We start from the raw sequence: 12,178 nt of genomic DNA on the forward strand, positions 1-12,178 counted from the left end.
CCTAGGTTCAAGGGAACTGAATTTAAGGACCAGGGGGCAAACCAGTGTCCAATTGGTCTAAGTGCTTCCGGTGTGCGTGCGCCGGGCTTACACTGCAGGTACAGGACATTCCCGGAAGAAAGGAGAGCGGATGGCGGAAGCTGAAAATCATCACTATCGCCGACGCGACTCTAGCAGATAGTACTAGGCGGCATCGCCATAATCCATAACTTCTTAAAGCCAACACTCGAGCGAAGTAGGAGCCTTGCACCACATGCTGTTAGCGCACGTGTCCTCCCGAACCTCCAGCGTTGCACACTAGTGTTCCGGCCTTAGCTGCCCACGGTAAGCCAGCGGAATAACCACTGATTCGATCCGCACCCAGGCCGAGAGAATTCAAGTAGTCACCGCAGCCACAACAGGGCAACGAGGTTCGGGATTCTATCTGTTTAAAAGTGTCATTACCTGCCGATTTGTGCATTCTTTTGGAGATCCTATAGTGTTTAGCAAGTCCGCAAAGGACAGCTAAACGAGCCCCGTTCGTCTAGCGGCCTAGGACGCCGGCCTCTCACGCCGGTAACACGGGTTCAAATCCCGTACGGGGTACAACGAAAAGCGCTAAGCCATTCATGTGGCTTAGCGCTTTGTCGCTTTCCCGACTTCTAGGGTTCTAGACAATCATGATTTCGGCGTTGTTGCCGCCGGTACAGCGGATGATCTCGCGGTCGTCGGTCCTGCAGGCAAGGTTGTAAGTTTGATGGGTCACCGGACTGGTGACGGAAATCTGTGGTGGAACGTATCCGCGAAGGTCTTCCAAAGAGCTGATAGTAAGACTCATGAGGTGGCCAGCGGTCGAGCGGGCAAAATCGCAGCTGGTATTTGGCCCTGCAAGGACGTAGGTGATGTTGTAGCCATCACCTGTCTGACACATCGTGGCAGGGGTGCCAAAGACGTCGACTTTGGCGCCGTTAATCTGGTTCTCTGGAAGTTGCTCGTGTATGTGGTTGAGGGAACCAATACGTGCGGATTCAATCGTTTTCCGGCTTCCAGGTGGCATGACATACTGTCCGGGCTCTACTCCCTGGAGGTGTGGAGGTGTCGTCTGTGGGGCCTGCTGCTGGGCTGCTTGGGGTTGTTGTGCGCCCTGCTGCTGCGCAGCTTGCGGTTGAGCGCCTGCTTGTCCTTCTGGGGCGGGGCCGCCAGGAATGGTGGGCTCGGGTCCCGCGGGTACGTCGACGTGGGCGTCGTCGTTAAGCGGTTTAAAAGCCGGGTAGGTGTTCTTGAATGATGGCTCTGCTGCCTCGGAGGTGGCTGGGGCGGCGGTCTCGGTGGTGGTAGAGGAGCAGCCAGTTGCGAGGAGGCCCGCGGTGGCTACGGCGGTCAGTGCCGTGAGGAATCGGCGTGCGGAGGAGGGGGTCTGTGAGGAAGTCATGGCCCCACACTAACGCCTGCCTAGCCATATGGTGTGGGAAAACGGGGAACGCTGCCCTGCTCAGTGGAGTGCTGTAGCCGGGCAGCGTGTGGAAAGCGGCTGGGATTTAGTGGTCGTCCCAGTGTCCGTCGTGAGCGGCGTGGCGGTGGCCATCGTGCAGGTAGTCGACGTGATCGCCGTGCGGAATGGCGACGTGGCCGCAGCCCTCGCCGTGCTCGTGATCGTGATCCTCGTGAATGTGGTGCTCGGCCGTCTCGCACTCATCCCAGTGGCCCTCGTGCTCGCGGTGGATGTGGCCATCGTGAACGTAGTCGATGTGATCGCCGTGCGGGAAAGCGACGTGGCCGCAGCCTTCACCGTGGGTGTGGGCGTGTTCCTCGTGGATGGTGTGGGTCATGACTTCTCCTTAGTGAACCCGTGTGTTTTCAGTCTGTTTTCATTTAAGTGCTTTTTCATTAGGATTTCAATAGCGGGGGTAGTGGGGGTGCTACAGTAAATGCATGACGACGAAACTCACGCGTAGCCTGATGGCCGCTGCCAGCACTTTTGCCGTGTCGATTTCGGTATTAATTGCACCAGTTGCTGTCGCCGATGCCACAGTTCAGATCTCGCAGGGGCAGAAGATCATCTCCTCGGATGGCGCTGAATGCACTGTCGGCTATGTTGAACCAACCCGCGCCTGGACCTCGGCTCATTGTGGGCTTGATGGTGGGCAGGTGTATACCGATTCTGGACAACACGTGGGTACGTTGCGATGGTTTAGCCCGTCCGGCGCTGCAAGCCACGACTTGGCCTATGTTCAGTTCGCTGGTGGAACCTCTTCTGGCGGAAACCCGATCACAGGTGACGGAATGGCGACTCCGCCAGGTGAAGGCACCAGGGTGTGTATGGATGGCCGCTATGCGGGGCGCCACTGTGGGCCGACCGTGCGGGGTCCAGGAGTGTTTCCGGGAATGCACTATGCTGCAGGTTTCTCGCTTGCCCCTGGCGATAGCGGCGGGTCAGTCTCTATTGAAGGCCGTCCTGGGGTTGTAGGCATCTATCAGGGCATTACCGTGGTCAACCGCAATGGTCAGGAGATAACCTTTTCCAACTATGCCCGTATGCCGCATGCAGACGAGCTCGCGCGACTGCCGCACCAGGGCTATGTGCCGCGTCGCCCGAATCGTGAACCGGCCAACGTGGTGCGTTCAGTGCAGGAAAGGGGAGAGGCCTTCTCTTCTACGAGTAGTAAGGGCCCTGAAGGGCTGCGCGGACTTGCTGCCTACTTCGGCTTGAGTATGTAGGAGGACCTTCGGGCTTGCCTAGACGCCATCAGTGGAGAGTGCTTCGGTGAGGCGCTTGGCGGCGTCAACTAGCACAGGCGCAAACTTCTCCGCCGGGGAGGGGCGAAAGCGATCTGCTGAGCCTGACACAGAGAGAACAGCAATGAACGTCCCTGCGCTATCGAAGACGGGGGCGGACACGGAGGCGAGGTTAGACTCGCGCTCTTCGATAGATTCTGAGTAGCCATTCTCGCGCGCGAGCTCAACATCGCGCTCGCTGAAGAGGGCGTCTGATACATGGACGTCCCCAAAAGCGGCGAAGATGCGTGCTGCCGAGCCAGACGTGAGGGGTAGTTGGCGGCCAACGGGGACTACGTTGTGTAGCCCAAACTCCGGCTCGCGGGTAGCGATGCAGGTGCGTGTTGTGCCAGAGAGTTCGTAGAGTTGGACGGATTCACCGGTGGCCTCGAGGAGTTCCTCCATGATGGGGCCGGCGGTTTCGATGATGCGGTCTCGGTTTCCCGGCAGGGCAGGGCCCGCGCCCCACTTGCCGTCAGCGGTGCGGGTGAGGATGCGGTGTGCTTCCAGTGCGGTCGCCAGACGGTGGGCGGTGGCTCGTGGTAAACCTGTGGTCTCGCAGAGCTCGTTGAGTGTGGAGGGGTGGTTGGTTGCGGCCATCATGATTGCGACGGCGCGATCCAATACCTTTATTCCTGATACTGCGCTATACTCTCCCATACAATGAAATCTACGTCCCATTAATTGAGATTTCAAGTGGAGAGGCTTATGACTGAGAAACTGACACTGGCAGAGAAGGTGTGGCGTGACCACATCGTGCGCAAGGGCGAGAATGGGGAGCCAGATCTCCTCTTTATCGATTTCCAGCTCCTGCATGAAGTTACCAGCCCGCAGGCCTTTGATGGGCTGCGCCTGGCTGGACGCACGATGCGTCACCCAGAGCTGCACCTAGCCACCGAAGATCATAACGTTCCTACAGTGGGTATCAAGACCGGTAACCTGCTGGAGATTAAGGACGAGGTATCCCGTACCCAGGTTTCCACCCTGCGCGAGAACTGCGAGGAGTTTGGCGTACGACTGCATGCGATGGGTGACGAACAGCAGGGTATCGTGCACACCGTTGGCCCGCAGCTCGGCATTACCCAACCTGGCATGACCATCGTGTGCGGTGACTCCCACACCTCAACACACGGCGCGTTCGGCTCCATCGCGATGGGCATTGGCACCTCCGAAGTCGAGCACGTCATGGCTACCCAGACACTGTCACTAAAGCCCTTTAAGACCATGGCCATTGAGGTCTCTGGTGAATTGGCTGAAGGAGTATCTGCCAAGGACTTGATTCTTGCCATTATTGCCAAGATCGGCACCGGCGGCGGCCAGGGCCACATTATTGAGTACCGCGGCGAAGCTATTCGAAAGATGTCGATGGAAGCTCGCATGACGATCTGCAACATGTCTATTGAGGCTGGTGCCCGTGCCGGCATGGTGGCCCCAGATGAGACCACGTTTGAGTACGTCAAGGGGCGTGAGTTCTCCCCGAAGGGTAAAGACTGGGATGCCGCCGTGGAGTACTGGAAGACGCTGCCGACTGATGAAGGCGCTGAGTTCGATACCGTCGTGGAGATCGACGGCTCCGCTCTGACCCCGTTCGTTACCTGGGGAACTAACCCGGGGCAGGGCCTGCCGTTGAGCGCCTCAGTGCCGGATCCGGAATCGTTCGGCGATGAAGGTGAGAAGGCGGCGACCGAGAAGGCTCTGGCCTACATGGCTCTCACTCCGGGCACTCCGCTGCGAGACATCCAGATCGACACCGTATTCCTCGGTTCCTGCACCAACGCGCGCATCGAGGACTTGCGCGCAGCCGCCGAGGTGGTGAAGGGTCGAACCATTGCTGCCGATACTCGCATGATGGTTGTTCCTTCTTCTGCTGTAGTTAAGGCCCAAGCTGAAGAAGAAGGTCTGGACAAGATCTTCACCGACTTTGGCGCGGAGTGGCGTACGGCTGGCTGTTCGATGTGTCTGGGCATGAACCCGGACCAGTTGAAACCGGGGGAACGGTCGGCGTCGACAAGCAACCGCAACTTCGAAGGCCGTCAGGGCCCTGGCGGGCGTACCCACCTAGTCTCCCCAGCTGTCGCAGCAGCCACCGCGGTTCTGGGCCACCTGGCATCACCGGCCGACATCAACGGCTAAGAAGCCACGAGGAAGTACAAGGAAGATACGGAGAAAGCAGAAGACAATGGACAAGTTTTTAAACCACACCGGTGTAGGTGTTCCGCTGCGCGCTTCGAACGTGGATACAGATCAGATCATTCCGGCTCGCTACCTCAAGTCCGTCAAGCGCACGGGTTTTGCTGAGGGGCTGTTCTCAAATTGGCGCTCGGATGAGAACTTTGTGCTCAACCAGCCACAATTCAAAGATGGTTCAGTCCTCTTCGCCGGTCCAGACTTCGGCACGGGCTCCTCCCGCGAGCACGCAGTCTGGGCGCTGGCGGAGTACGGTTTCAAGGCCGTATTTTCCTCGCGCTTTGCTGATATCTTCCGCGGCAACTCCGGCAAAGCCGGGCTGTTGACCGGGTTGATGGCACAGGAGGATATCGAGCTTATTTGGAAGCAGTTGGAGGCCGGTGAAACTCAGGTGAGCGTTGATCTTGAGGCACGCACCGTGACCGTTGGTGGCAACAGCTATACGTTCGACATCGATGACTACACTCGTTGGCGCCTCATGGAAGGCCTCGACGATATTGGCCTTACCCTGCGTAACGAGGCGGACATTGAAGCTTTCGAAGCTGGCCGTTCCTCATTCAAGCCGCGTGTGGGCGCGTCATAGCGTTCGTCGTGAAAGAAAAGGGCTAAGGACTAACCGCTGCTAACCCCTCTTGAGGAAAACGAAGGGGTAGCATTCCCCATCTCGCGTGGCACCCTTAACAGGGTGCCTTTAGTATTTTCCGCATGACCAACCCTTTTGATAGCAATAGAGACCCGTCCGGCAATCAGCAGGGCGGGAACAACGGCCAGAACGGCTTCGGTTCCTTCGGTTCCAACGGCGGAACCTCCAACGGCGGTAACGCCTATGGCTCCGATCAAAGCGGCAACCAAGGCGGCTTTGGGAACAACACCACTGGAGGAAACTCCTACGGTGACAATTCCTATGGCGGAAACACCTATGGCTCCGACCAGAACAGCTATGGGAACAACGCCTACGGCGGTGACTCGTATGGTGGGAATTCCAACTCCTACGGCGGGAATTCGTATGGAGAGAACTCCTACGGTGCCGGCCAGAATACGTACGGTCAGGGCTACCAGGATCCCAACGCTTATGGCGCGGGCTACCAGCAGCAAGGCGCTTATGGCGCGGGCTACCAGCAGCAGGGCGCTTATGCTGCGGGGTACCAGCAGCAGGGCGCTTATGCTGCGGGGTACCAGCAGCAGAATGGTTTGACTGTCTCGCCGCCTGACGCCATGGATTCCGTCGGTCAGGCGTTTAAGGGCTATTTCAAGCAGCCTATGCCTGGTGCCCTCGCCGCTCTTGCTTACTTCGCAGTAATGGGCATTGGGATTTTCTTGCCCATGTTTGTTTTCGGCATCGGCGCGGCGTCTACTGCCGCAACTTCCTATGACCCGGTAACCGATACTTATTCCAGCGGCGGTGCTGCGGGTCTTGGTGTATTGAGCATTCTCGTTCTCATTGTTGTCTACCTCTCGGCGATCCTTATCACTGCGTGGATGTACGCTGGCTGTTACTCCGCGTCGCGCAAGATTGCCAATGGTGAAACAGTCTCTTTCGTCGACTACTTCAAGGGTGACAACCTAAAGGGCATCTTCGGTGTGCATCTCTGCTACATCGTTATCGTTGTCATCGGTTCCTTTCTCATCATTCCGGGCATCGTGGCGGCTGTGCTCTTTTGGGCGGCGCCAGGTATCAAGGCTGACGATCCCGAAAAGAGCATCGGTGATTGCTTCAAAGAATCGATGAACCTCGTCACGAGCAACTTCGGCCAAATGCTGCTGTTCTATATTGTGTTCTCCATCGTGGTGAGTTTGTTCATGCTTATCCCCATCGTTGGTGTACTCTGTGCTCTCCCGCTCAGGGGCTTGGGCGAGTTCCTCTTCGTGCGCGCTGTGCGTCAGCGTCCGGCCATGCGCTGGGCCTAACAGCAGCTCGGCGTAAGTGTCTGCCCGGCGTAAGTGTCTGCTCGGCGTGGGGAATGGGACCCAGAGATCGCAGCTAAGGCGTATTTCAGCTCGCCGATACTGAGAATCCCTATAAACTCCAGTGCATGAGCAACCCATACGAAGGATATGACGGGCCATCCGGGTACGCCGGGAATGGCGGATTCGGAGGCTCCTCCAGCTCCAACATGGGGCCACACCAATCTGGTTATGGAGCGCAGGGAGGAGGGGTGCCGCCCTACTCAGGACACGGTGGCCCCTATCAGCCGGGGCCCTATGGCGGCGGAAACTACTCGGGCTCCTATGGGAACCACTTCAACGCAACCGGCCCGTATCAACAAGGGCCATGGCCGCAGCAGCCCCCAGTGATGATGGGGGTGCCGCAGGCAGAGCCCGGCTATATTATTGGGCAGTCTTTTAAAGCCTTCGGGGATGCTGCCGCGGAGTGGATCGTGGGTATCCTTGCCCATCTGGGCATACTTACCGCTGTCTATTTTGCGGTCAATTTTGCCGTGATGGCGGTGTCCTTCATCGTCGCCATTGTTATGGGCAGCGTTTCCTCAACCGCGGGCTCTGAACCTTTGAATTTTGCGGGTGTCGTCGCCTTGCTGCTGACGTTCGGCGCAATCTTTGGTTGCGTGTTTGCCTGCATGTTGTGGATGCAGGCAAACTTTTGCTTTGCCGCCAACAAGGCGATGGACGGTGAAAAACTCACTTTCGGAGACTTCTTTCAGTTCAAATCCGTCGCTGGTCTGATGAAGGTCTTTCTGTGCGTAGGACTTATTGTCACCGTGGGCTTTGTGCTCATCATCCCCGGCATTATTGCGATGGTGCTGTTCTGGGCAGCACCGGTCATTAAGGCCAAAGAACCCTCCCTTTCTGTGGGGCAGTGCCTGAGCCTGTCCCAACAGATGGTGCGCCAGAACTTCGGTACCTCTTTGGGCATTGTCGTTCTGCTCGGGCTGATACAGTTCGCCTTCTCGTTGATGCCGTTGATCGGCCTCATCCCCGCCTTTCCCATTACGGCGTTGGGTTTCGCGATTGCCGCTCGTGCCCTCTCACAACAGCAGTGCAGGCTATGGCCATAATCGTGAGGGCGGCGGAGGCATGAGCCAAAAGACGGAATTCCTCCCCGTGAGCAAACCTTCCAGTGAGTAGTTAGCGCACTGGTAGTGGGCTAGCTAGGTAGTCCGCGCCGGTGAGCTCGCCATCGTTGAAGGACAGAACCCAGACCGAGGCTTTCTTAAACTTCAGCTCCTCAATCGGAGTGGTGATGAACTTCGGGGCGTAGGACTCGATGATGCCGGGAATAGTAAGTCCCTGGCTGACAATGACGGGGACTCCGCCGCCGTCGACGACGCGCTGAAAAGCCGCGCGCGCGACATCGGGATTGGCATCAAATACTTCATCGCCGAAGGCCTTGTTGATGGCAATGTCCATCCCCAGCTCGTCAGCAAGTGGAGCAGCAGTCTGCTGGCAACGCTGCGGGAAGGCGCAGTAGATGGCCGTGGGGTGATACGGGGAAAGCATGGGCACGAGCATCTCTGCCTGGCGGCGGCCCTTCTTATCGAGCGGGCGCAAGTCATCGTCGCCCTCCCAGGAACGGCGCTGATGCGCATGGGCATGACGAACGTAGAGCACGCGCGTCGTGGGTGCCGAGCGCAGGCGCTTCTGAGCCTTGGCGAGGACCTGGGTGTCTACTTCGTAGGAGAGCAGTTCGCAGGCTTCATCAATTTTCATCCAACGCAGCTCATCGGTCTCATCGTTGGGAGTGTAGGTGCCCTCCAGTACGCGAGCCATCCAGTAGTACACCACCTTTGTACGGCCTTGGACCGGGTAGGCTACCTTGCCAATGAGCTTGCCTAGACGCACCGTGTAGCCCGTCTCCTCAAGGATTTCGCGCGCTGCTGTTGTGGGGAGAGACTCGCCCGGGTCAACCTTTCCCTTGGGCAAGGACCAGTCGTCATAACGCGGGCGGTGAATGAGGGCGACCTCCGGATCTTGCGGATCGCCGCGCCACAAAACGGCACCGGCAGCGAGAGTGGTGCGCTTGAACTCATCGGCCGGATCCACAGGAACTTCCTGGTGACGGCCGGAAATAAACACCTCCGACTGAACGTCCTTGTCCGTTTCGTGCATGTTTTTTGCCTTGGGCATGCTGCTCCTTCAAACGCCGGTGTTTTTCGCGTATCCCATTTTCCTCCACTGACCACAAGGATGCAGTCTTACGCGCCGAACGTGCTCTAAAGCGGAGCGTGCTTTAATGGTGAAAACCGACAAACCTGTTCTAAAAGTGAGGTGGCACATGGTTAATGTGGCTGTGATGGGAGCTGGATCGTGGGGAACCACGCTGGCCAAAGTCTTTGCGGACGCCGGGAACGAGGTCCGTCTGTGGGCACGCCGTGAGGAGCTGGCCGCAGCTATTAATACCCGCCACGAGAATCCTGACTACTTGCCGGACCTGCCACTGCCCGAGAGCATCGAGGCAACGACGGATCCCGCACAGGCATTGAGCGGTGCGTCCATTGTGATTTTCGGCGTGCCTTCCCAGACCTTGCGCAGCAACCTGACAACGTGGGCGCCCTTGTTGCCTAAAGACGCCACGCTGGTTTCTATTTCCAAGGGCGTGGAGAAGGAAACACTGAACCTGATGAGTGAGGTCATCGCCGACGCCGCAGGCGTAGAAGAAGACCGTATCGCCGTACTCTCTGGGCCGAACCTGGCCAAAGAGGTGGCCCAGGAGCAACCAGCCGCTACCGTTATTGCCTGTACCGACGAGAACCGTGCACAGGAAGTCCAGCACGCGGCCGCAGCGCCGTACTTCCGCCCTTATACGAACACCGATGTCATCGGTGCAGAAATCGGCGGTGCCTGCAAGAACGTCATCGCCCTCGCCTGCGGTATGGCCTCCGGCAAAGGATTGGGCAATAACACCATGGCCACCATCATCACCCGCGGCTTGGCAGAGATAACGCGCCTTGGCGTGGAGCTGGGAGCAGATCCATTTACGTTCTCCGGTCTGGCTGGCATGGGTGACCTTGTGGCCACGTGTAGCTCAACACTTTCGCGTAACCGCACCTTCGGCTACCGCCTGGGCCAAGGCGGGACATTGGAGGAAGCCAAGGCTGCCACTAACGGTCAGGTAGCGGAAGGCGTGATTTCCTCTGACTCGATTTTCCGCCTTGCACAGCGCGCGGGTGTCGAGATGCCGATTACCCAGGCCGTCTATGGCGTGTGCCATCGAGGGGTCAGTGTGGACGACATGATCGTGGCTCTGATGGGTCGCACCAAGAAGGCGGAGTAAAGCCGAGTAAAGTTGCCGGGTATGACTGAAGCGAAACCTGTGCGCGTGGCCGTTGTCTACGGTGGGCGCAGCTCCGAGCACTCGGTGTCCTGCATTTCTGCCGGTGCCATCATGGAGCACCTCGATCCGGCGAAGTATGACGTTGTGCCCATCGGTATTACCCGTGATGGCACGTGGACCCAGGGCACCCGTGAGGGGCTTGAGATTGTTCATGGCCGCATGCCGGAAGTTGAGCTCCACGATGAGCTTGCGCTCTCTCTTAACCCGGCCACCCGTGGACGCATCCACAACGTCACCCGCCACGAGCATTACACCGAGGTTGATGTCATCGTGCCGGTCCTTCACGGGCCTTTCGGCGAGGACGGCACGGTGCAGGGCCTCTTCGAGCTTTCGGGCATCCCCTACGTGGGTGCCGGAGTGTTGGCTTCTGCTGTGGGGATGGACAAGGAATTCACCAAGAAGCTTCTCGTGGCTGAGGGCTTGCCCGTGGCACCGCAGGTGGTGCTTACTGGAGAAACGGCGCTGGACGACGTCCAGAAAGACCGCCTTGGCCTTCCCGTTTTTGTGAAGCCGGCACGTGGTGGTTCCTCCATCGGGGTCTCCAAGGTCTCGGCCTGGGAGGACTTTGAGGCGGCCGTGAAGCTGGCCTACGAATCCGACGATAAGGTGCTCGTGGAGCCTGAAATCTGCGGCGCCGAAGTCGAAGTCGGCGTACTTGAGCACCCGGACGGAACCCTTCAAGCGTCTGTCCCGGCCAAGCTACTGGGGACCACCGAGTCCGAGGAAGGCTTCTATGGCTTCGATGCGAAGTACCTTGATGAAGGAGTCTCCGCTGAAATTCCCGCACCGCTGAGCGAGGAACTCACCACCGAAATCCGCGAGCGCGCTATCGAAGCCTTCCGCGCACTAGGTGCGGCAGGTTTGTCCCGCGTAGATTTCTTCATCACCGAAGACACCTACTACATCAACGAGGTCAATACCTTCCCGGGCTTTACCCCGATTTCGATGTACCCGCAGGTCTTTGCCGCCGATGGCGTGAGTTATGCGGAGCTTCTCGATACGCTTGTTCAGACCGCGCTGGCGCGCGGTTGATACAGCGTTATGACTGTTCCGGGGTGGCCTCGGCAAGGGCGTCGCTAAGCCGCACCAGTGCCGAGTTCGCCGCATCCTGCGGAGCTGAAAGTGCGAGGTCTTCAGCGCGTCCCAAGGCGAACCAGGTGCCGGCCGTCGTGCCCTCGCCCAAGGTTGTGTCCTCAAACCACGGCACTTCGTTGACTTGCTGCAGCTGCGCACCGGCAGCGTAATTCTCTGGGGCGGCTACACCACAGCGCACGACGATCTCCTCGCGGCCCGGTGCGCTAAAGACCCACGTGTTGTCATCGCCTACGTCCTCGCGGCGTGTATAGCCCTCCGCGAGGGATTCTGGCAGTGCCGCCTCAAGGTCCGGGCACATGGAATCCGGACCGGACGCAAGCTTCGACAGCGGGGCAGGGTTTGGCTGTAGGGATTTTTGGGGGAGGGACGAGAGGGCGTCGCCAAGCCCTTGCGGTGCCTTGTCACCTGTGGTCGTCACTGCGATAGCGGGGCTGCGCTTAGTGGTGTACCAGGTGGTGAGATGAGAACCTGGGGTGGCGTCGACGACCTGGAGCCAGGCCTCACCATCGACGTCAGTGGTTTGTGAATACTCCGTGTATTGCTGGGGCAAATCCACGCCGCACCGAAGAGTAACGCGCTCCTCAGAGGAGCTCGACCACGCGGCAGCGCCAGCAGGTGCGGGCTCAGCGAGTTCGGCGCGAGGGTGGCCTAAGAGCTCGTCAGGAAGCGTTTCCACCAGCTGCGCGCATTCGGGGGAGTCCGCTGCCTCAAAGGGGGTAGGAGGCAAGGCTACCGGTTGCTGCGCGGCGTTGGTGAAGACGAACTTGGCGCCCAACAACACCGCAAACACCATGCTGATGGCTAGCCCGAGTGAGACGTAGATGGCGGTGCGGTTAAATTGGGTATCCATAG

Annotated in this window: 12 protein-coding genes and 1 tRNA gene; 8 read left to right on the top strand and 5 right to left on the bottom strand. The window is 58.7% G+C overall.

From position 1 onward, the window contains the following. Positions 1-512: 512 nt before the first annotated feature. Positions 513-585 (top strand) — tRNA-Glu (locus tag NX84_RS06705). A gap of 64 nt (positions 586-649) precedes the next feature. On the opposite strand, the gene NX84_RS06710 is transcribed toward NX84_RS06705, so the two are convergent. After that, positions 650-1,411: a hypothetical protein gene (locus tag NX84_RS06710; RefSeq protein WP_039675151.1), complete on the bottom strand. Its 762-nt coding sequence runs from the start codon at positions 1,409-1,411 to the stop codon at positions 650-652. Between the two features lie 106 nt (positions 1,412-1,517). Beyond that, on the bottom strand, positions 1,518-1,808 hold the full coding sequence (locus NX84_RS06715) for a hypothetical protein (RefSeq protein ID WP_039675153.1): 291 nt from the start codon (positions 1,806-1,808) through the stop codon (positions 1,518-1,520). Between the two features lie 103 nt (positions 1,809-1,911). On the opposite strand from NX84_RS06715, the gene NX84_RS06720 reads away from it, so the two are divergent. Next, positions 1,912-2,697 (top strand): chymotrypsin family serine protease, encoded by a 786-nt coding sequence (locus NX84_RS06720; protein WP_039675155.1) that lies wholly within the window; start codon positions 1,912-1,914, stop codon positions 2,695-2,697. Positions 2,698-2,715: 18 nt separating this feature from the next. Here NX84_RS06720 and NX84_RS06725 read toward each other — a convergent pair whose 3' ends face one another. Beyond that, complete coding sequence (locus NX84_RS06725; protein WP_039675157.1) at positions 2,716-3,414, bottom strand: IclR family transcriptional regulator; 699 nt, start codon at positions 3,412-3,414, stop codon at positions 2,716-2,718. A 48-nt stretch (positions 3,415-3,462) separates the two neighbouring features. On the opposite strand from NX84_RS06725, the gene leuC reads away from it, so the two are divergent. The 4 genes from leuC (at position 3,463) to NX84_RS06750 (ending at position 7,955) form a co-directional block, all read left to right on the top strand. After that, positions 3,463-4,887 (top strand): 3-isopropylmalate dehydratase large subunit, encoded by a 1,425-nt coding sequence (leuC, locus tag NX84_RS06730; protein WP_039675159.1) that lies wholly within the window; start codon positions 3,463-3,465, stop codon positions 4,885-4,887. A gap of 46 nt (positions 4,888-4,933) precedes the next feature. After that, positions 4,934-5,524 (top strand): 3-isopropylmalate dehydratase small subunit, encoded by a 591-nt coding sequence (gene leuD, locus NX84_RS06735; protein WP_039675161.1) that lies wholly within the window; start codon positions 4,934-4,936, stop codon positions 5,522-5,524. Positions 5,525-5,646: 122 nt separating this feature from the next. After that, positions 5,647-6,849 carry a hypothetical protein gene (locus NX84_RS06745; RefSeq protein ID WP_052319695.1) on the top strand — a complete coding sequence of 401 codons (1,203 nt, stop codon included), beginning with the start codon at positions 5,647-5,649 and terminating at the stop codon, positions 6,847-6,849. A 125-nt stretch (positions 6,850-6,974) separates the two neighbouring features. Continuing rightward, positions 6,975-7,955, top strand: coding sequence for a hypothetical protein (locus NX84_RS06750; protein ID WP_126297607.1), 981 nt, complete (start codon positions 6,975-6,977; stop codon positions 7,953-7,955). Positions 7,956-8,025: 70 nt separating this feature from the next. Here the strand turns inward: NX84_RS06750 and NX84_RS06755 are convergent, their stop codons facing one another. Beyond that, positions 8,026-9,024, bottom strand: coding sequence for an NUDIX hydrolase (locus NX84_RS06755; protein WP_039675166.1), 999 nt, complete (start codon positions 9,022-9,024; stop codon positions 8,026-8,028). A gap of 148 nt (positions 9,025-9,172) precedes the next feature. Between NX84_RS06755 and NX84_RS06760 the strand changes: the two genes are divergently transcribed. Beyond that, entirely contained in the window at positions 9,173-10,171 is a 999-nt protein-coding gene (locus NX84_RS06760) for an NAD(P)H-dependent glycerol-3-phosphate dehydrogenase (protein ID WP_039675168.1), read from the top strand. 21 nt (positions 10,172-10,192) lie between these two features. Continuing rightward, positions 10,193-11,263: a D-alanine--D-alanine ligase family protein gene (locus tag NX84_RS06765; RefSeq protein WP_039675170.1), complete on the top strand. Its 1,071-nt coding sequence runs from the start codon at positions 10,193-10,195 to the stop codon at positions 11,261-11,263. Between the two features lie 7 nt (positions 11,264-11,270). Here NX84_RS06765 and NX84_RS06770 read toward each other — a convergent pair whose 3' ends face one another. Then, complete coding sequence (locus tag NX84_RS06770; protein ID WP_039675173.1) at positions 11,271-12,176, bottom strand: DUF3515 domain-containing protein; 906 nt, start codon at positions 12,174-12,176, stop codon at positions 11,271-11,273. Positions 12,177-12,178: the final 2 nt, after the last annotated feature.

This window comes from Corynebacterium minutissimum (assembly GCF_000805675.1).
GTDB lineage: Bacteria > Actinomycetota > Actinomycetes > Mycobacteriales > Mycobacteriaceae > Corynebacterium > Corynebacterium minutissimum.

Coding starts and splice junctions, on each gene's coding strand:
- NX84_RS06710 (WP_039675151.1), bottom strand. CDS start 1,411: ATGACTTCCTCACAGACCCCCTCCTCCGCACGCCGATTCCTCACGGCA.
- NX84_RS06715 (WP_039675153.1), bottom strand. CDS start 1,808: ATGACCCACACCATCCACGAGGAACACGCCCACACCCACGGTGAAGGC.
- NX84_RS06720 (WP_039675155.1), top strand. CDS start 1,912: ATGACGACGAAACTCACGCGTAGCCTGATGGCCGCTGCCAGCACTTTT.
- NX84_RS06725 (WP_039675157.1), bottom strand. CDS start 3,414: ATGGGAGAGTATAGCGCAGTATCAGGAATAAAGGTATTGGATCGCGCC.
- leuC (WP_039675159.1), top strand. CDS start 3,463: ATGACTGAGAAACTGACACTGGCAGAGAAGGTGTGGCGTGACCACATC.
- leuD (WP_039675161.1), top strand. CDS start 4,934: ATGGACAAGTTTTTAAACCACACCGGTGTAGGTGTTCCGCTGCGCGCT.
- NX84_RS06745 (WP_052319695.1), top strand. CDS start 5,647: ATGACCAACCCTTTTGATAGCAATAGAGACCCGTCCGGCAATCAGCAG.
- NX84_RS06750 (WP_126297607.1), top strand. CDS start 6,975: ATGAGCAACCCATACGAAGGATATGACGGGCCATCCGGGTACGCCGGG.
- NX84_RS06755 (WP_039675166.1), bottom strand. CDS start 9,024: ATGCCCAAGGCAAAAAACATGCACGAAACGGACAAGGACGTTCAGTCG.
- NX84_RS06760 (WP_039675168.1), top strand. CDS start 9,173: ATGGTTAATGTGGCTGTGATGGGAGCTGGATCGTGGGGAACCACGCTG.
- NX84_RS06765 (WP_039675170.1), top strand. CDS start 10,193: ATGACTGAAGCGAAACCTGTGCGCGTGGCCGTTGTCTACGGTGGGCGC.
- NX84_RS06770 (WP_039675173.1), bottom strand. CDS start 12,176: ATGGATACCCAATTTAACCGCACCGCCATCTACGTCTCACTCGGGCTA.